Consider the following 18,891-nt stretch of genomic DNA (forward strand, 5'->3'; position numbering starts at 1 on the left):
ATTATCTTTGTCTTAATGAAAAACCTGTTTTTCTTTTCCGTGATTGCTTTTTTTGCATTTCTTTCCTGTAGAAATGACGAAGCTACCGTGCAGAAAATCGATCAGATAATCCAGCTCTACATCGATTCTGCGGATCAGGACATGCTGAATACCAATATTAAAGGCGGCTATACCAATGCAAGAATGAACGATGCGTACGGCTTTACCGATACAGCTCCGGTAAATTTCAGTCTAAAAAAAGACAACGATACGGCAAGCTACATTGAATATATTGCCGGTGCCCGAAGAATCGGAATCGACTCCTCCGGAAGTTTAAAAACATACGAATCGAAGATCGCATTATCCTTTACCAAAAGCATTACCGATTCTACAAGTACTATCATTAATGATACCATGACGGTTCAATACCATTTAACACCCGAAATTTTTCAGGTTTCGAAAATCTGGTACAACAATGTTTTACAATTCACAAAGGTGTCCGATGAACATAATATTGTGAAGATTCAAAAATAAATCATTACCAAAATCCTCTTTAAAAATTGTAAATTTGCGGGAAACTTTGATTTTAGACCATCTAAAATCCCAATCTAAAATTTGATTTTAATGTTACAGGTTAATTTTTTGCGTGAAAATAAGGAGCGCGTTACGGCAGGTTTAAATAAAAGAAATTTTAAACATATAGAACTGGTTGATGAAGCCATTTCTACCGATGATGAAAGGAAAAAACTTCAGTTCGAACTCGATCAGAACCTGACTGAGATGAATAAAATCTCGAAAGAAATTGGGATTTTGATGAAAGAAGGTAAAAAAGAAGAAGCTGAAACTGCCAAATCAAAAACCGCTGAATACAAAGAAAATTCACAGATTCTTCAGCAGAAATTAAAGGATGCAGAAGCCAGACTTGCGGAAATTCTTTATCTGATTCCCAATATTCCTTACGAAAAAGTAGTTGCAGGAACTTCTGCAGACGATAACGAAATCATTTACCAGTCACACGATGTTGAAGGTTTGGGCGAAGGCGCAATTCCGCATTGGGAACTTGCAAAAAAATACAATCTTATTGATTTCGAACTTGGGGTGAAAATCGCCGGCGCAGGTTTTCCGGTGTATTTCGGGAAGGGTGCGAGACTTCAGAGAGCTCTGGTGCAGTATTTCCTTGATAAAAATACAGATGCAGGTTATGTGGAAGTAAATCCGCCACATGTGGTGAACGAGGCTTCTGGCTACGGAACCGGACAGCTACCTGATAAAGAAGGACAGATGTATTTCGTGAACGAAGATAATTTATATCTCATCCCAACCGCAGAAGTACCGGTAACGAATCTATACCGTGACGTTTTGTTGGACGAAAAGGATTTACCGATAAAAAATACGGCATTTTCGCAGTGTTACCGACGTGAAGCCGGAAGTTATGGCGCGCACGTACGTGGCTTGAACCGACTGCACCAGTTCGAAAAAGTAGAAATTGTACGTCTGGAAAAACCTGAAAATTCTTACGCTGCCCTTGAAGAAATGGTAGAGCACGTAAAATCAATTCTGGTTGATCTTGAACTGCCTTTCAGAATTTTAAGACTTTGTGGAGGTGATATGGGTTTTACTTCAGCGATGACTTATGATTTTGAAGTTTGGAGCGCTGCTCAGGAAAAATGGCTTGAAGTATCATCAGTTTCCAATTTTGAAACCTTCCAGGCTAACCGTTTGAAATGCAGATTTAAAAACGAAGGTAAAACACAGTTAGTTCACACGTTAAACGGTTCTGCAATGGCTTTGCCTCGAATTATGGCCGCTCTTCTGGAGAATAACCAAACCGAAAACGGCATTAAAATTCCGTCCAAAATTGCAGAGTACGCAAGATTCGACATAATCGATTAAGAAAAACAAAAACCATCTTTAATAAAAAACCACCGATTGCGGTGATTTTTGTTATTCTGTAGTGACAATAATTTTTTTGTCTTTAAAGGTAAGAGCTTTTCCGTTGTCCAAAAGATCGTTTGTCCTTACGTTAATCTGTATCGTTTTGTTATCAATCTGTTTTACAAAATCATGCTTGCCGACGATGGATTTTATGGGTTTCTGAAACTTCATTGTGCTGTTCAGATTCATATTAAACATTTTCATCATTCCAACCATTCCTTTTGCCATCTGCTTACCATAAACTTCAAGGGAATCACTTTTCGTTTTATGCTTGATGTTCTCTGATCCCGGTGTATTTTTAGCAATTTCATTCAGGAATTCTGTAGAATTAAACTTGTCGGTGTCGATGGTTAAAACCTTCCCGTTCCAGCTTGCCACATTCTGTAAAGGTAGATTTTTAAGTTGTTTGCTTTGCGACAGAAGACTGGCGATTTCTCCCGGCAACAGTTTATCATATTTAATTGAAAGTCCATACACCTGCCCCTGGTCTTTATTAATCTTCAAGAAAAGTTTTTGCAGGACTTTCGCGGAGTCTTTGTTCAGCGTAATTTTACCGTTTTTTTGGATATCGTACAAACTTTTCCATTCGGTGGAAAGAGCCCTTAATTCTTTGGAATTCTCGATTAGATCTTTGTTTTCGCCCATCATGCTCATCATTCCGAGCATACTTTGATCCACCAGAATATTAGATTCCATGCTCGTAGCAGAATCTTTATAATACGTAGTTTCTGTATTCACAGAACACGAATTTAAGACTGCAAAGGCAAATGCTGATACCCAAATTCTCATCTGATTAACCATTATTTTTATTTTTAAGTACTGCAATTAGATTCAAATTTTGTACCTAAGTTAAAAATACGTGAACGAGGGAGTTGGATGTTTATCTATTTAAAACTCCTTTAAAAATTACTGAGTTTGAACTAAAAGATCTTGAAGATAAGAAATATCCAGTGCTAAACCTGCTACCAGACTAGTATCCGGTTCTTTCCTCCATTCTTTGCGTTTTGTATACAGATTCGCAGTTTTTCCTGTATAGCTTGAAATGGTAGGATTATAAGGCAAGTTCGGTGTCTTTACATTACCCTTCATTTCATTTTCTTTAGAAAGCACCCATTCAAAACCGATGAAATATCCATTTTGCGGAACTTTAATATTGCGTTTTGCTAAATCAACAGTAACCAAGGCCTTACGGGTTGGAATGTAGACAAGATATTTTGATTCATCAAGTAGTTTCCCAGGTAAACCATTGTCGTTTTCATAAATGCAGAGGTAAATTTCCGATGGTTTCTTGCTGAAATTGATGCTTTTGAATTTGATCTGATGAAAATATGGCTGGCTTTTTTCAGTAATATTACTTTCAAAAAAAGTTGCGTAAGCCTGCCTGTCGTTGCTTCCGATAACTCCTACTCCAATATCCGGAGATGTTATTTTTTCATATTTAAAGGAAATATTATCATTGAAAAATTTCTCATTTTTTTTTTTGAGAAAACATGAAAGAATTTATGATGAGTAGAAAGAGAACTAATTTTGAATCCATAAAAATCGCTTTGATCCAAATATCTCAAAATTAATGACAGGTCTCGTGGTTACCTTGCTGATGTTCCGGGGATTTATTGTGAATAATGTGTAATGCCTCACCTTTTGGTGAAATATAGGGAATGCCAAGTTCCAGGCCACGGAGGATGAAAAGTCCGCCCAAAACGAGCATCATTACGGGAACGAATTTTAAAATTTTAATTCTGAATGCTGTCGTCATCAGGTTACCGAGCAAAACAACAAAAAACATAAAAGGCAAAGTTCCAAGTCCAAATAAAGCCATGAAGGTGGCTCCCTGCAAGATTCCACCGGCCGCCAAACTTGCGGTAAGTGCCATATATACCATTCCGCACGGTAAAAAACCATTAAGAATTCCAGTGCTGAAGCGGGATCTGTAATCCGCTTTCTGCATAAACTTCCCTAAATTCATTTTCACTTTGAAAAGAAACTGGGATAAAAACGGAATTTTAGAAGCGAAATCTTTTCCACCGAAAGAAAATACGGCCATTATAATGAGCAGAATTCCTGCTGCAATCGTAAGATATTTCTGAAATCCCGCCATTTCAAACCCCTGACCCAAAATTCCCAGCAAAGCGCCCAGTAACGAATAGGTCACAATGCGCCCGAACTGATAAGTAAGATTCTGAAGATAATAATTCGCCGCCTGCTTTTTAGTTAAACCCAATGACAGTGCGATAGGTCCACACATTCCGATGCAATGAAACCCTGACGCAAATCCCAACGCGAGTGCCGAAAAGATAAGTGCTATTTCCATTGGATGTCGTAATCGACCTGATAAGGTTTTTTATTGTTTTCCCACTTCACTTTTAACGTATATGAGCCCGGAAAAATTACTTTTGCGGGAATCTGGAACTGATTTTTACCATCGAGCGGGATGTCTTTCTTCACATCAAGATTCGAGTCATCGGTTCTAAAAAGTTCAAAGTGTATATTGGCATTTTCGGGCTTTACACTTTGCGGAAAAGTAATTGTAATTCCTTCCTTGTTTTGATGATAAACGGGCTTTTCGGTCAGCAGATCAGCATTGTTTTTTGCATTAATGATTTCCTGATAAGCCAGCTCATCTTCATAATAACTGTCTGAAATAAGTTCAGAATTCTGCATTCCGCTGGAGAATACAAAAATCAGAAAAAGTATAAAGGACATAAATAAGCCGAGTGCTACAGCAACACCGTGTCCCCAGCTGAAATTTTTGAACATAATTAAAATTGTAATTTAAAAGGTCCTTCAAAATAAGTTTCGAAGGTGTCGAGCAGTTCGCCCTTCTGGTCGTAAACTCCGATCTTCACATTCTGTTTAGAGAGTTTTACTTCTTTCTCAGGGAAACTGATATTCACGGTGCCTTTGGTCATTTGATCTTTCTTCACAAGAATCTTGTCGGAAGCACTTACGGTAATTTCTCCATGCTGCGGTTCGATAACCTTAATAGTAACGACCTGATCCTGATTCGATTTGTTAAGGAAAGTATAGTTATAGGTATTATTAATTTTTCCATCTCTCACGAAGAAGGATGAGCCGGCAGGTTTGATGAATTTAGCTTCCATGGCACCCCGGTTATTCAGGAGAAATCCTAAGAAACCTATCAAAAGAAGCAATATGGCGGTATATGCCTTCATTCTTCCGGTGAATTTGAATTTCGTTTCTTTTTCGATTTCGTCTTCTGTTGCGTATCTGATAAGGCCTTTCGGAAGTCCCACTTTTACCATCACTTCATCACAGGCATCGATACACGCCGTACAGTTTACACATTCGAGCTGTTGGCCGTCTCTGATATCGATTCCGGTGGGACACACTACAACACATTGGTTACAGTCGATACAGTCACCTTTGCCGGCCGCTTTGCGGTCTTCACCCTTTCTCCATTTCGCTCGGTTCTCGCCTCTCTTAAAATCGTAGTAAACGTTAATGGTCTGCTTATCGATGAGTACGCCCTGTAATCTTCCGTATGGGCAAACAAGCGTACAAACCTGCTCACGGAACCATGCGAAAGTAAAATAAAACGCAGCGGTAAAGATAATCATCACCAGAAAACTTGTAAAGTTGGTGAACGGGCCTTCCTGAATCATATCAAAAACTTCCTGATAACCTACGATATACATAAACATCCAGTGGGTAATGATCAGGGAGATAATGATGAATATTGCCCATTTTAAAGACCGTTTCCAGATTTTCTCTGAATTCCATTCCTGACGGTCGAGTTTCATCTGCTTGTTCCGGTCACCTTCAATAAGATAATCAATTTTACGGAAAATCATTTCAAGGAAAATGGTTTGGGGACAAATCCATCCACAGAAAATTCTTCCGAAAACAACAGTAAATAAAATAATGAAAACAATGGAAGTAATTGCACCTAACGCCAGAATGAAAAAATCCTGCAGATAAAATGGCTGGCCTGCTATAAAGAACTGCCTGTCGATTACATTAATTAAAAGGAAAGGATTCCCGTTAATTTTAACAAATGGTAGTGCAAAAAAAACTGCGAGAAGAAACCAGGCTACAAGTGTGCGGTAATTGGTATATCTGCCACTGGGTTTTCTAGGGAATACCCACTTTCGCTTCCCAGCCTGATCCATGGTGCCAACAGAATCCCTGAAAGTTTCTGCTTCTACTACTTGTCCTTGTCCACCTTTGAAATTCTGATCATCCGACATTTTTTCTTAACTTTTTTTAAATCAAAAAACATAATCCGTTATCTGATTTTACAAAGATAACGAATTATGTTTTTTCAAATTATACAGTTTATGTTAAACTTTATTTCTCCCAGTTTGCTGGTGTTCCTTGTGGAGCAGCACCGCCTTTATCTGGAGTTATTGGGGTCTGTTCCTGGTTTATATGATAAATATATGCCGATACATTCTGGATATCAAAACCTGTAAGAACACCGTTTTTCCCAAATGCCTGCATGGTAGGGTTGTTCGGACTTCCGTTTTCAACCATGTGGAATACGTTTTTGAATAAAGTTTTTTCAGGCTGGTTGATCCAGGTATTATCTGTTAAGTTAGGTCCAATTCCACCTTTACCTCCGTCGCCGTGACAAGAAACACAGTTGGTTTTAAATACCTCCTCACCTGCAGCAATATTGTCTGGTGAATAAACCGCGTCTTCAATGGTTGGTGGCGGGGTCTCTTCCATCCATTTAGCAATGCTTGCCGTTTGTGCCTTGTATTCCTCGTCGTATTCAATACCCTGATCAGCAAAATCTGACACGAAATAAGATACCATATAAACCGCGCAGTATGCAACACCGAACCAGAATAAGCCAAGCCACCATTTCGGCAACTGGTTATCAAGCTCCATAATTCCGTCGAAACCGTGGTCTATAAGAATATCCTTTTCTTCTGTAGCCGACTGTTTTTTGAATGCACTGTTATAAAGACTTTTAAAGTAAGGGACTTTTTTAGACTCGAGATACAATTTCTTTTCTTCCTCAGAGAGTGCTTTAAATTTAGCATTTTCTACCAAATCACCTATTGAGTGCTGTATCATCGCAATAATGGAAGCAATAATTACAGTTCCCCAAAAATACGGCGACGCAAGGAAAGAAGTATTCTGAACAAACATATAGAGCACGATAAATAATAGGCACACTATAATGAGAATGGTTATGTAAACCGGCGTTCTTTGTTTCATTGTAGTTAATTTAAAAAATTATAAGTTTTTATCTTCAATATCATCATCTAAAGTTGCATTTGCTTCTTCATCATAGTGTTTTTTCGGACGGGAAAAAACATAATATACAATCCCCAGAAAAAAGAAAAGAAAGAGCAACATTGCCAATGTCTGGTAAAAACCCACATTTTCGCCGTTGGAAAGAATATCTTTTACATTTTGCGGTATCATGGATGCACTTTATTTATTAGTGATTAATTTGAACTTGCAGTTTTGATTTCGGTAGTTTTAATATCTGTACCTAATCTCTGCAGGTAAGCGATTAAAGCAACGATTTCTTTCTTTTCCAGCGGAGTAAAGTTAGCGCCTTCTGCTGCTTTTCTTTGCTCGTAGGCCAGTTTTACGTCTGCTGCTTCAGAATAAATCTGCTTCACAATGAATGCCGCCTGGTTATCTGCCCACTGGTCTGCCGAATCAATCTGTGCCTGGGTATAAGGAACATCAAAAGTATTCTTCATCAGTTTTACCTTATCTACCATTTTACTTCTGTCGAGGTCATTAGCAATTAACCATGGATAACGGGGCATAATGGATCCCGCCGATGTAACCCGTGGATTCAGCATGTGTTTGTAATGCCATGAACTTGGGTTTTTACCACCCTGACGGTGCAAATCCGGACCGGTTCTCTTGGAACCCCAAAGGAACGGTCTGTCATAAACAAATTCACCTGCTTTAGAGTACTGTCCGTTTTTCCCGTTAAATCTTACCACCTCATCTCTGAAGGGTCTGATCATTTGGGAGTGACATGAATTACAGCCTTCTCTGATGTATAAATCTCTACCTTCCAATTCAAGTGGTGAATAAGGTTTCACTGCCGCAATGGTAGGAACGTTATCTTTAATTGCAAGCGTAGGTACAATTTCTACAAATCCCCCGATGGCTACAGCAACAAAAGAAAGTATTGTTAGTAACACAGGTGTTCTTTCTAACCAAAGGTGAAGACCTTCTCCTTCTTTTCTTTGCTTGGTAACATTAGCAAGTGCTGGTGCTTCAGCAGGAACTTCTTTCTGGAATGATCCCTGTCTTACCGTAGCAACGACATTCACCACCATTAAAATAGCTCCGGCGATATAAAGCAAACCACCAACAAATCTCATTTGATAGTAAGGAATAATGGCAGTTACAGTATCCAACCAGTTTTTATACACTAATGTTCCGTCTGGATTGAACTGTTTCCACATTAACCCTTGAGTAAATCCTGAGATATATAAAGGAACTGCATAGAAAATAATTCCTAAAGTTCCTAACCAGAAATGCCAGTTAGCTAATTTTACAGACCATAGTTTTGTCCTCCAAAGGATTGGTAAGAGGAAGTAAACCATACCGAATGTCATAAATCCGTTCCAGCCAAGTGCTCCTACGTGAACGTGACCAATAACCCAGTCTGTATAGTGACCAATTTTATTTAAAGTTTTAGTTGCTAAAAGCGGTCCTTCGAAAGTTGCCATACCATAACAAGTTACTGCAACGACAAAGAATTTAAGAACAGGATCTTCACGGACTTTATCCCACGCTCCTCTTAAAGTAAGAAGCCCGTTCAGCATACCTCCCCAAGACGGTGCGATTAGCATAATAGAGAAACCTGTAGCCAAAGCTTGCGCCCATCCCGGTACAGCAGTGTACTGTAAGTGGTGTGGCCCCGCCCAGATATAAACAAATATAAGTGACCAGAAGTGAATGATTGATAATTTATAGGAGAACACAGGTCTGTTGGCAGCTTTAGGCAAGAAGTAATACATCAAACCAAGAACCGGTGTTGTAAGTACAAACGCTACCGCATTATGCCCGTACCACCACTGAACCAATGCATCTTTCACCCCTGCGTATGCAGAATAAGATTTCCAGCCGGTAAAGGAAAGTGGAACTTCTAAGTTATTGAAAATGTGAAGCATCGCAATCGCAACCCATGTTCCCAAATAGAACCAAATTGCAACGTACAGGTGACGCACTCTTCTTCTTGCAATGGTACCGAACATATTGATACCGAAGATCACCCAAATAATGGTAATCAAAATATCAATCGGCCATTCGTGTTCTGCATATTCTTTGGAAGTATTGATTCCCATTAAGAAGGTAATAACAACAGCAACAATCATCAGCTGCCATCCCCAGAAGTGAATCCAGGAAAGGGTATCACTGAACATTCTTGTTTTAAGCAAGCGCTGCATGGAGTAATAGGCACCCGCGAAGAAACCATTACATACGAATGCAAAAATTACTGCGCTGGTGTGCAGCATCCTGATCCGTCCAAAACCAAAGGCCCCCTGGGAATTGATTAATCCCTGCAGATCACCGCTTCGTAAACTTACGATGGTTGGGTCGTCCGTCCCGAGAAAATACTCAGGAAGTTCCGGATAGAATAGCATCCATGCGGCGGTAAGTCCTAATAAAAAACCGACAAGCCCGAAGACTACGGTTGCATAAAGAAACGCACGCACAATACTGTTGTCATAACTAAACTTTTGTGTTTCCATATTAACTAATCACTTTTTGCTTCTGTTATTTTTTTTTTTAATTCTGGTTTATTTTCTTCTTCAGATCCCGGCTCGTCTTTGATAATTTCTGAGTCGAGAAGTATCCGGACCGCGGGAGATTCATCATCCTCGAACTGCCCTTTTTTTACGTTTACAATAAAAACGATTAAAAAGACCACAGCCAGCGACACGCTGCAAAGAATCATTAAATATAATATATCCATGTGCGGTGCAAATTTAGGGATAAACCGGTTCAAATTTACTTAAAAAATATGATATTCCTCAACAAACGTTAAAGTTTGTTAATTTAAAATCTCTCTAAATAATCAAATTTCTCGGTTTAAGTTTTTGATTCTGAATCATGTAGAGAAATTCACACGGTAAATCCTTCTTTTTTATTTGATTTTAAAATATTTTGTACTGCGCCACCAAGTGGAAATTGACGTAAACGCCACCACACTTATCGAACTTATCGGCATTAAGATCGCCGCAAACAATGGCGACATGTGTCCCGTAACCGCAAAACTCAAACCGATAATATTGTAGAAAAAACTGATCGCAAAAGTAATCTTTACAATCACCATTGCGTCTTTGGAAAAACTAAAATAATCATTCAGTTTCTCCAGTTTTTCGCCAGACATAATCACATCGGAGGACGGGGTGAAAGAATTGGTATCATCTGCAACCGCAATTCCGACGTTACTTTGCTTTAGTGCGCCTGCATCATTAAGCCCATCACCCAACATAGCCACTTTTTCGCCGCGGTCCTGCAGTTTCTTAATGTAATTCAGTTTATCTTCAGGATTTTGGTTAAATGCCATTCCATCAAAATCAGGAATAATTTTCTTAAGCTGCTTTTCCTCAGATGCATTGTCGCCGCTCAACACATGAATACGGTAACCTGCAAGATTTTTAAATAAAGTACTTAGATTTTTCCGGTATTCATTCTTGAAGACAAACTTCCCAATAAAGACATTGTTTTTACTGATATAAACCGCGGTTTCAAGATTTTTAGCTTCTTCACCAATCAGTTTTGCAGAACCTATCTTATAAAGTGTCCTGCGGATTTCTGCTTCGTAGCCCTTTCCGGGAGTTTCCGCAAACTTTTCAACAGGAAAGTATTCGTCCTCAACTTTCAGAAAATCATATAGCGCTTTTGATAATGGATGGTTTGAATTTTTGACGAGCGACTTTATATTTTTCAGATCGAAATCTTCAATCTCATTCCCTTCAAAATGAATATTTGCTTCCTTATTGTGAGTGATTGTACCGGTTTTATCGAACACCAAAGTGCTGATTTTCGAAATTTTTTCGATGGTTAAAGTGTCTTTTACATAGAATTTATTCCTTCCCAAAATCCGCATCACGTGCCCAAAAGTAAACGGTGCCGAAAGGGCCAGCGCGCACGGGCAGGCAATAATAAGAATCGCAGCAACCACCTGAAACATTTTTTCAAAATCAATTCTTCCCCAATAAATTCCGGCAATCAGGGTAATTCCCAAAATTATAAAAGTGAAATATTTGGAAATATGGTTGGTTAATGTATCTAAACCTATTTCGTACTTTCTGAACGCTTCCTTATTCCATAACTGAGTTAAGTAACTCTGGTTCACAGTCTTAATCACTTCAAGTTCCAGCGCTGATCCCACCTGTTTCCCGCCGGCAAAAATCTTGTCACCAGGTTTTTTTGGCACTGAAGCACTTTCACCCGTAATAAAACTATTGTCGATATTGCCTTCACCGTTAATCAAAATAGCATCCACCGGTATAATCTCCTGATTACGGACCATAATCCGGTGCCCCACTTTCAGATCCGAAAGCAAAATATTTTCCTGTTTTCCGTTGAAATCAACTTTGGTAACGGCAATCGGATAAAAAGATTTGTAATCTCTGTCGTAGGAAAGCGCGCTGTAAGTTCTTTTCTGAAAAAGTTTCCCTAAAAGCATGAAAAAAAGCAGTCCGCAAAGCGTATCGAAATATCCTGGGCCGTAATCCGTCAACACCTCATAAATACTTCTGCCATAAAGCATGATAATTCCAAGCACAATCGGGACATCAATATTTACGATCTTGTTCTTCAGCCCAAACCATGCGGATTTAAAATAATCTGAAGCGGAATAAAAAACCACCGGGGTAGCCAGCAAGAACATGATAAACCGGAAAAGATGCTTGTACTTCTCCATCCAGAAATCGGTTGTTCCCATTACGTGTTCAGCATATTCCGGATAGCTGAAAAACATGCCGTTCCCGAAAGCAAAACCTGCAACTGCAAGTTTAATCACCAGGGATTTGTCTAAAGATTCTTCTTTTTTCTCTGCAGTTTCAAGGTTCACCACAGGTTTGTAACCTAAACTTGTAAGGAATTTGGCCAGTTCGCTTAGTTTCAGTTCATTATGATTGAATGAAATCTGTACTGTTTTGCGGGTAAAATTGACCTGAGAATAATTGATATTGGGATTTAGCGACTGCAGGCTTTCTAAAAGCCAGATACATGATGAACAGTGAATAACAGGTATCTTAAAATTCACAAGACTGGTATTTCCCTCAGAAAAATCGGTTACTTTCTCGAAGATTTCCGGCGTGTCGAGATAATCGAACTGGGACGTATTGTCGTCATTTGGCCGAATTCCTGATTTTTTATTGAGTTCATAAAAATCGCTCAGATTATTCAGATTCAGGATTTCGTAAACAGATTTGCATCCATTGCAGCAAAAGATCTTTTCATCGAATGAAATTCGCTCTTTCTCTATGTTTTGTCCGCAATGAAAACAGTTTTCAGGCATTTTATATAAAAAATTTCATGCAAAATTATAATAAATAAATTTGTGGCTGGCTTATAAATACCCTATTTTTGCTGATAAATGTCATAAAAAAATGTCGTTAGAAAAACAAACCCTAATTGAGGAAAACCTCTTGAAAGTGTTCAGCGATGAGTCCTTCCAGGAAATGCTTTCACCCGAAGATTATAAAAATTATCTTTCTGTAAAACAGAATCTTAAATTTCATAAAGGTGAAACCATCTTCGAGGATGGTGGAACTCCTAACGGAGTTTATTTCCTTAAAAAAGGAACAGCAAAACTTTCTAAACAGGGCGTTTACGGAAAAGAACAGATTCTGCGTTTCATCAAAGAAGGCGATTTAATCGGTTACCGTTCATTGCTTTGCGGTGAGCAGTTTCAGGCAAAAGCTGAAGCAATGACTGATGTGGAAGCCACGTTTCTGCCTTCCGATATTTTTCTTCACCTTTTGGAAGTAGGCCCGAAGCTTTCTTTTGTAATGTTACAGAAAATCGCTTTCGAACTGGGCGAATCTTCAAATACAGTCACTTTTTTAGCACAAAAAACCGTCCGCGAAAGACTTGCCGAAATTTTGCTTCTGCTGGAACAAAAATTAGGAACCGATCCCGAAGGTTTCATTAAAATCTCCTTAACCCGCGAAGAAATTGCCAATATCATCGGAACGGCAACCGAAAGTGCAATCCGCTTAATTTCTGAATTCAAACAGGATGAACTCATCGAAGTTGAAGGCAGAACCATTAAGATTTTAAATCACGAAAAACTCATAAAACTGGGTCACGTTACTATGTAATAATTATTGAAGATCGCAGGTGAATTAATATTCTTTCGCCTGTGATTGTCAGTAACCAAAAACAACCATCGATCATGTCTGTACATTCTGAAATTAAAAAAATCACCACCGAGACTTTGCGAAAAATGAAATTCGACAAAGAAAAAATCACCATGCTTACCGCATATGATTTCACAACTGCTAAAATGGTGGATGCAGGCGGTGTAGACTCTATCCTGATCGGCGATTCCGCAGCCAACGTTATGGCGGGCTTCGAAACTACGCTTCCCATTACGCTGGATCAGATGATTTACCATACCCAGTGTGTGGTGCGCGGTGTTGAAAGAGCTTTGGTTGTGGCAGATTTACCTTTCGGAACTTACCAAAGCAACCCGGAAAAAGCACTGGAATCAGCCGTAAGAATGATGAAAGAAGGCGGTGCACATTCCATTAAAATTGAAGGCGGAATTGAAATTGAAGATTCCATAAGAAAAATCGTAAACGCCGGAATTCCGGTGATGGGACATTTGGGATTAACGCCTCAATCAATTTACAAATTCGGAACGTATAAAGTCCGTGCGAAAGAAGATGCAGAAGCTGAAAAGCTAATCAGTGACGCGAAACTTCTGGAAGAACTGGGCTGTTTTGCTTTAGTTCTCGAGAAAATTCCTGCAGATTTGGCGAAGAAGGTTTCAGAAAGTATTTCCATTCCTACCATTGGAATCGGTGCGGGACCGGATTGCGACGGACAGGTTCTTGTTTACCACGATATGGTGGGCATGAATCAGGGATTTTCACCAAAATTTTTAAGAAGATATTTAGACTTATATACCGAAATCACCGGAGCAATTTCTCACTATGTAAAAGATGTGAAATCCGCAGATTTCCCTAACAAATCAGAAAGTTATTAATGAATACCAATACACAGACCATCCAGGGAATTTTATCAATTGCAGCACTTTTGTGCTTAATTGTAGGATTTTTTAACCTTTTTTCTCCGGAAATCAATGATTTCCTTTACCACAGAGTTTTCTACGTTTTAATCGGAGCAAGTTTCTTTTTCCAGGCGCCTACTTTAACGAATAAAAACTTTCTGTATCCGATGTATGCCGCAGCTGCGCTTTGTATTATCGGTGCTTTTTTACCGCCGGATTCCAAGTTTACTTCCATTAAGACCATTGGTCTTTTTGCAGGCGTTATTCTTTCCATCTTCAACAGACCGAGACCTGTAAGAAGATAATCAGTAGCGCTCTGATTTCAGAATATCTTCAAAATAATTTACAAGTAAAGTTCTTTCTGCCATGGTAAGATTGGCTTCAGGATGTTGCGCAATGTAGCCTGGCGAAGGCATGGTATAGTCCTTTATTGAACGTGCCGAATTCTGCAGCATGCTTTTCTTCAGATCACGGTTAAAATTCCCCCATTCGGAGAAATTAAGATGTTCTCTCCCTTCACTGACATGGTTTTTTATCGACCACGAAATCGGGGCTACATAAGCATAATCCGGATACACCGTTTCGTTGGAGTGGCAATCGTAACAGGCATTTTTCAGAATACTTTTTACATTCGGCGGCGTATTGAAAACCGCAACGAAATTTACTTTCTGATCCACCGGTTTATTCGTTCTATCTACCGGAATAAACTGAATTAAAGCGATCACAATAAGCGACCAGTAAATAATATTTTTAAAAGTTTTCATCTGACGGTTTAGGCTGTTCCACAGGAATTGTAGGTTTTATTTCACTGGCTGGATCTGCAGATATTGTTGTTTCAGCACCCGGCTGAAGGTTCCACTTTTCACGGATCTCCCAAAGCGGCCTTATTTCCACATTTTTTTCGAAGATATAGACGTCTTCAGCAAATTCTCCGCCAAGGAAATCGGCAGAATCCCAGATTCCGTTATCATTATTATCAACCAGAATTCTTATCTGATATTTGCCCGGTTTCACCGATCTGAAGGTTAGATTGGCTTCTTTTCCGTATTTTGAATAGGAAACATTTCCGTTTTCGCTCAACAACTGCAGCCAGAATATTTGCTCAGGTGCATTTTCTAATGTTAGGACCAGCGTTCCGTAATTTTCTGTTTTATCAGACTCAAAATCAAATCGGTAAGACTTCTGAATGGTTTCATAGAAAGACGAAACTGTTTCTTTCGGGACGGTTAAAGAATACTTTTTACCTTCTTTAAACTGCGACTGAATACGAACTTCAAATGGATTTTTTTCAGAAATCTGTGCCGTGAAATCCTGCTGAATACTGTCGGAAACCAAAGTCCATTTTTCCGGCTGAATGTTGTCGATAAAATAATTGGAGGTGATCACAAAATCCTGGTTTGGAGGCAAAATATTACCCTTTGAATTGGAAAGTGCCATTTCGTTCTTCGTATTCAGACGGTAAAAAACCGATACAGTATCCTGCTTCACGCCATCATCATAACTGAATTTCAGGTTTTCGCTGGTCGCAATTCCTACGTTTTGTTTTTTAGTATCAAACCAAACAGTTACAGAATCCGATTTTGGCGCATGCGTCACTTTATAATCCTGCAGTTTTTCATTCAAGGAAAAAACCTTTACATTCTGGGGATTCCCTTCAAACGTCATTAAAATACCTCCCGGAATTTCCTTCATTTCTACATATTTCTGGGCTTTTCGGGAAGGATATAAATTGAGTTTAAGTCCTGATATATTTTTATCTAAAACAATTTTGTCTTTCAGGAAACCAACTTTTTCTTTTCCAGGGTCGTAAACTGAATTCGAATTACTGTCTTCAAAAGCCAGAATCCTGTATGTTCCGGGTGAAAGATAATTCAGTTCAAAATAACCGTCTGGATCAGCTTTGGCGATATAATAAGGTTTCTGGCGGTAATCCACGGAATCTTTATCCTGATAAAGCCCGACCACCAAATTCGGTTCGGATGATTTCTGATCTTTATCGCTGATCAGACTTTTCAGGTCTCCGCTGATGTAGAGATCATCGATTTTATCACCGGTAGAAAACGCGAAATTATAATACTGAAGCGCATTTCCCTCGTTATTGTCTACAATCGCATTCCCGAAATTGAAATTATAAGTAGTGTTGGCCTGCAAAGTGTCTTCCCATTTAATCAGCAGGTATTTATTGGCCATTCCTGAGGGAAGAATTTTGGTCATTTTGCGGAGCGGCGGCGAAATAATCAGGTGTTTATTGATCTCTTTCAGCGTAATATATTCATCAAAATCGATGCGCAGCTCCTTGATATCTCTCGGAACATTCACCCGCGACGAATCGATATTCGTACCCACCACTCTGGGCGGAATTGAATCTTTGGCGCCGCCTACAGGCGAACCCACCCTTGCACAGGAAAGTAAAATGAGACTAAGCAGGAAAAGAAAACACAGTTTCTTCATGAAAAAGTTTTACGCAAAATTACTAAAATTATTCGCTGTAGGAATCGTTACCATTCAGAGAATCTGCTCCGGAACTATTTTTTATCGTATCGTTCTGGTTTAATGTCTTCACTAATTTCTCGGTTTCGTACGGGAAATTTTCAAATAAACCTGAAAGCGCCAACGAGGTATAAACCCTGCTCGAATATTTATTGCCTATTGCGATAATGGTGACATTCGATTTCAATAAATGGCCGAAAACCGAGTTGGTACCATGCCACCAACCGTTGTGGTACGTGAGTTTTTCATTTTCATTGAAGACCTTCATCCGGAAACCAAGTCCGTAATTATTAATTCCCGGCCGTTCGTTGCTGTAAGGCTCGAAAACCATTTTGTGCAGATCTTCACGCAGAAAGTTTTTGGCAAACATGGCTTTCGAAAAATTAAGAAGATCCCTTGGTGTAGTGTAAACATTTTTGTCACCATAAATCAGATCCAGCCTGTCATACGGATAAACGCGTGGGCCGCGCTGGTAAAAAGATTTTGCTGCGCTTTCCATATCTTTTTCCTGAAGAATATAGGTATGTTTCATCTTCAGTGGGCGAAAGACAATCTGCTGCATCGCTTCCGGAAAAGGGATTTTGGTAGCATGCTCTACCAACAGGGCCAGTAACGCATAATTCGTATTGCAGTACATAAATCCGGTGTTGGTTTCCCTCGCCAGATCTGGTTTATAACGGATCAACAGATTGAGGATATCCTGATTGGAAATATATTCTTTGGAAAGTTCGGCAGGTTCAGGCTCTATTTTCTCAATAAAATATTCGTACTTCGGCAAACCGCTCCGTTGGGAAAGGAGTGTGAACACAGTAACCTTAGGATAAGGAAATTTGGGAAAATACTGGGTTAAGGGAGCATGCAGCTCCAGTTTTCCGGCTTCAATCAGTTTCATGACAGCCATTGCCGTAATCGATTTTGAAATGGAAGCTACGTGCAGCGCAACCGTATCGTTCACCGGGTCCTGTTTATTGTCCTGGGTAAAACCTCGGTAACCCTCATAGAGAATTTCATCGCCTTTCGCTACTAAAAAACCGCCCCAGAGATCACCTTTTTCCCAGACATTTTTGTAGTAACTGTCGATGACAGAAACAATAGAATCCCTGTTCTTAAGTTTGCTGTTGTTTTCTTTAAAAACTTCGTCGAGTTCTACATTTCCGAAATTCGGTAAAGTTGTTTTGGTTTCTTCGCTGTCTGTATTTTCCTTTTTGCACGAAAACAAGACCTGACTAAAAATGGCAAGAAAAAAAATAATTCGGAATAATTTCATTGAAGAGTTTTTAACCTGAAAAATTCCCGCAAGATAAGGGATTTCGCATCAGTTTTATAAGACTCAAATCATAAAAATTTGTTAATCCTGAGCAAACCCGGTCAGGATTTTATCTACAATAACCTGCGCAAGTTTTTCTTTACTCTGTACAGTCCATCCCGCAATATGAGGCGTTACAATCACTTTTTCTGACTGCAGCAGAAATGCAGAATCATTGTTTTCTATTTCCAGATTTTCAAATGAAGCCTTTTCATATTCCAAAACATCGAGGCAGGCACCTTTTACTTTTGCGGAACGTATTGCTTCAACTAAATCACTCGTTTTCACATTTTTCCCTCTGGCAGTATTGATGAAATAAAAATCTTTTTTCATCCCGGAAATAAACTGCGCATCAATTAACTGATAGGTTTCGTCGGTAATCGGGATGTGAAGACTTAAAATATCAGCTTCATTCTTTAAAGTTTCCAGTGAAACCTGCGTTGCGAATTCATCGGAAAGATTGGGCAGGATATCATGAAAAATCACTTTAACGCCGAAGCCTGAAAGTCTTCTGGCAACGGCTTTTCCCATGTTTCCGTAGCCGATGATTCCGAAAGTTTTTCCCAGAAGCTCGTCCCCGCGGTTTTCTTCACGCTTCCAGATTCCGTTCTTTACCTCAGTTGATGAAATAAAGAGCCGGTGCATTAATATCAGCAGCATCCCCACGACATGCTCCGCCACAGAATCGCGGTTTCCTTCGGGTGAACTGATGAGTTTTATTCCCCGTTCTTCCGCAAAACGCACATCGATATTTTCCATTCCGGCGCCTACTCTTGCAATAAACTTCAGGTTTTTGGCGTGCTCGAGAAAATTTTGATCAACAGGAATTCTGCTTCGTATAATAATGCCTTCATAATCTGCAATCTTTTCCAGCACTTCATCATAAGTGGACGTGGTGTCTTCATCCAGCATAAAACCTTTTGCAGAAAGCTGTTCTGTAATTAAAGGATGGTTGGTATCGAGCTGAAGGATTTTCATT

General features: G+C 39.3%; 19 protein-coding genes. 5 read left to right on the top strand and 14 right to left on the bottom strand.

The features are described 5' to 3' along the window. Positions 1–15: 15 nt before the first annotated feature. On the top strand, positions 16–513 hold the full coding sequence (locus OK344_RS04310; protein WP_265143633.1) for a hypothetical protein: 498 nt from the start codon (positions 16–18) through the stop codon (positions 511–513). A 90-nt stretch (positions 514–603) separates the two neighbouring features. Beyond that, a complete protein-coding gene (serS, locus tag OK344_RS04315) occupies positions 604–1,872 on the top strand; it encodes a serine--tRNA ligase (protein ID WP_265143634.1) in 1,269 nt (422 codons plus the stop codon). A 51-nt stretch (positions 1,873–1,923) separates the two neighbouring features. Here the strand turns inward: serS and OK344_RS04320 are convergent, their stop codons facing one another. The 10 genes from OK344_RS04320 to OK344_RS04365 all read right to left on the bottom strand — a co-directional run bounded on the left by OK344_RS04320 (position 1,924) and on the right by OK344_RS04365 (position 12,397). Further along, positions 1,924–2,652, bottom strand: a complete 729-nt coding sequence (locus OK344_RS04320) for a hypothetical protein (protein WP_265143635.1) — start codon at positions 2,650–2,652, stop codon at positions 1,924–1,926. A 168-nt stretch (positions 2,653–2,820) separates the two neighbouring features. Continuing rightward, on the bottom strand, positions 2,821–3,096 hold the full coding sequence (locus tag OK344_RS04325) for a hypothetical protein (protein WP_265143636.1): 276 nt from the start codon (positions 3,094–3,096) through the stop codon (positions 2,821–2,823). Positions 3,097–3,481: 385 nt separating this feature from the next. After that, positions 3,482–4,225 carry a sulfite exporter TauE/SafE family protein gene (locus OK344_RS04330; protein ID WP_265143637.1) on the bottom strand — a complete coding sequence of 248 codons (744 nt, stop codon included), beginning with the start codon at positions 4,223–4,225 and terminating at the stop codon, positions 3,482–3,484. Next, complete coding sequence (locus OK344_RS04335) at positions 4,216–4,671, bottom strand: FixH family protein (protein WP_088468213.1); 456 nt, start codon at positions 4,669–4,671, stop codon at positions 4,216–4,218. The genes OK344_RS04330 and OK344_RS04335 overlap by 10 nt, the downstream gene beginning before the upstream one ends. A gap of 2 nt (positions 4,672–4,673) precedes the next feature. Next, positions 4,674–6,122, bottom strand: a complete 1,449-nt coding sequence (ccoG, locus tag OK344_RS04340; protein WP_265143638.1) for a cytochrome c oxidase accessory protein CcoG — start codon at positions 6,120–6,122, stop codon at positions 4,674–4,676. A gap of 100 nt (positions 6,123–6,222) precedes the next feature. After that, on the bottom strand, positions 6,223–7,101 hold the full coding sequence (locus tag OK344_RS04345; RefSeq protein ID WP_265143639.1) for a cbb3-type cytochrome c oxidase N-terminal domain-containing protein: 879 nt from the start codon (positions 7,099–7,101) through the stop codon (positions 6,223–6,225). A gap of 18 nt (positions 7,102–7,119) precedes the next feature. Further along, complete coding sequence (locus OK344_RS04350; RefSeq protein WP_265143640.1) at positions 7,120–7,311, bottom strand: CcoQ/FixQ family Cbb3-type cytochrome c oxidase assembly chaperone; 192 nt, start codon at positions 7,309–7,311, stop codon at positions 7,120–7,122. Positions 7,312–7,334: 23 nt separating this feature from the next. After that, complete coding sequence (gene ccoN, locus OK344_RS04355; protein ID WP_088468217.1) at positions 7,335–9,614, bottom strand: cytochrome-c oxidase, cbb3-type subunit I; 2,280 nt, start codon at positions 9,612–9,614, stop codon at positions 7,335–7,337. A 5-nt stretch (positions 9,615–9,619) separates the two neighbouring features. Beyond that, positions 9,620–9,838 (bottom strand): cbb3-type cytochrome oxidase assembly protein CcoS, encoded by a 219-nt coding sequence (gene ccoS, locus OK344_RS04360; protein WP_265143641.1) that lies wholly within the window; start codon positions 9,836–9,838, stop codon positions 9,620–9,622. 171 nt (positions 9,839–10,009) lie between these two features. Continuing rightward, the gene (locus OK344_RS04365) at positions 10,010–12,397 is read right to left on the bottom strand and encodes a heavy metal translocating P-type ATPase (protein ID WP_265143642.1); all 2,388 of its coding nucleotides are present in this window, start codon (positions 12,395–12,397) and stop codon (positions 10,010–10,012) included. A 91-nt stretch (positions 12,398–12,488) separates the two neighbouring features. Between OK344_RS04365 and OK344_RS04370 the strand changes: the two genes are divergently transcribed. The 3 genes from OK344_RS04370 to OK344_RS04380 all read left to right on the top strand — a co-directional run bounded on the left by OK344_RS04370 (position 12,489) and on the right by OK344_RS04380 (position 14,421). Next, entirely contained in the window at positions 12,489–13,202 is a 714-nt protein-coding gene (locus tag OK344_RS04370; protein WP_265143643.1) for a Crp/Fnr family transcriptional regulator, read from the top strand. Between the two features lie 74 nt (positions 13,203–13,276). Then, a complete protein-coding gene (panB, locus tag OK344_RS04375; protein WP_265143644.1) occupies positions 13,277–14,092 on the top strand; it encodes a 3-methyl-2-oxobutanoate hydroxymethyltransferase in 816 nt (271 codons plus the stop codon). Further along, positions 14,092–14,421 (top strand): hypothetical protein, encoded by a 330-nt coding sequence (locus OK344_RS04380; protein ID WP_088468222.1) that lies wholly within the window; start codon positions 14,092–14,094, stop codon positions 14,419–14,421. Before panB ends, OK344_RS04380 begins: the two co-directional genes overlap by 1 nt. Here the strand turns inward: OK344_RS04380 and OK344_RS04385 are convergent, their stop codons facing one another. The 4 genes from OK344_RS04385 to OK344_RS04400 all read right to left on the bottom strand — a co-directional run bounded on the left by OK344_RS04385 (position 14,422) and on the right by OK344_RS04400 (position 18,890). Further along, a complete protein-coding gene (locus tag OK344_RS04385; RefSeq protein ID WP_265143645.1) occupies positions 14,422–14,880 on the bottom strand; it encodes a heme-binding domain-containing protein in 459 nt (152 codons plus the stop codon). It lies immediately after the preceding gene. Further along, a complete protein-coding gene (locus tag OK344_RS04390) occupies positions 14,867–16,567 on the bottom strand; it encodes an Ig-like domain-containing domain (protein ID WP_265143646.1) in 1,701 nt (566 codons plus the stop codon). Before OK344_RS04390 ends, OK344_RS04385 begins: the two co-directional genes overlap by 14 nt. Before the next feature lie 28 nt (positions 16,568–16,595). Beyond that, the gene (locus OK344_RS04395; RefSeq protein WP_265143647.1) at positions 16,596–17,873 is read right to left on the bottom strand and encodes a serine hydrolase domain-containing protein; all 1,278 of its coding nucleotides are present in this window, start codon (positions 17,871–17,873) and stop codon (positions 16,596–16,598) included. Between the two features lie 81 nt (positions 17,874–17,954). Next, positions 17,955–18,890 (bottom strand): 2-hydroxyacid dehydrogenase, encoded by a 936-nt coding sequence (locus OK344_RS04400; RefSeq protein WP_265143648.1) that lies wholly within the window; start codon positions 18,888–18,890, stop codon positions 17,955–17,957. Between the last annotated feature and the right edge of the window lies 1 nt (position 18,891).

Origin of the sequence: Kaistella yananensis, assembly GCF_026107505.2 — a bacterium.
Lineage (GTDB): Bacteria > Bacteroidota > Bacteroidia > Flavobacteriales > Weeksellaceae > Kaistella > Kaistella yananensis.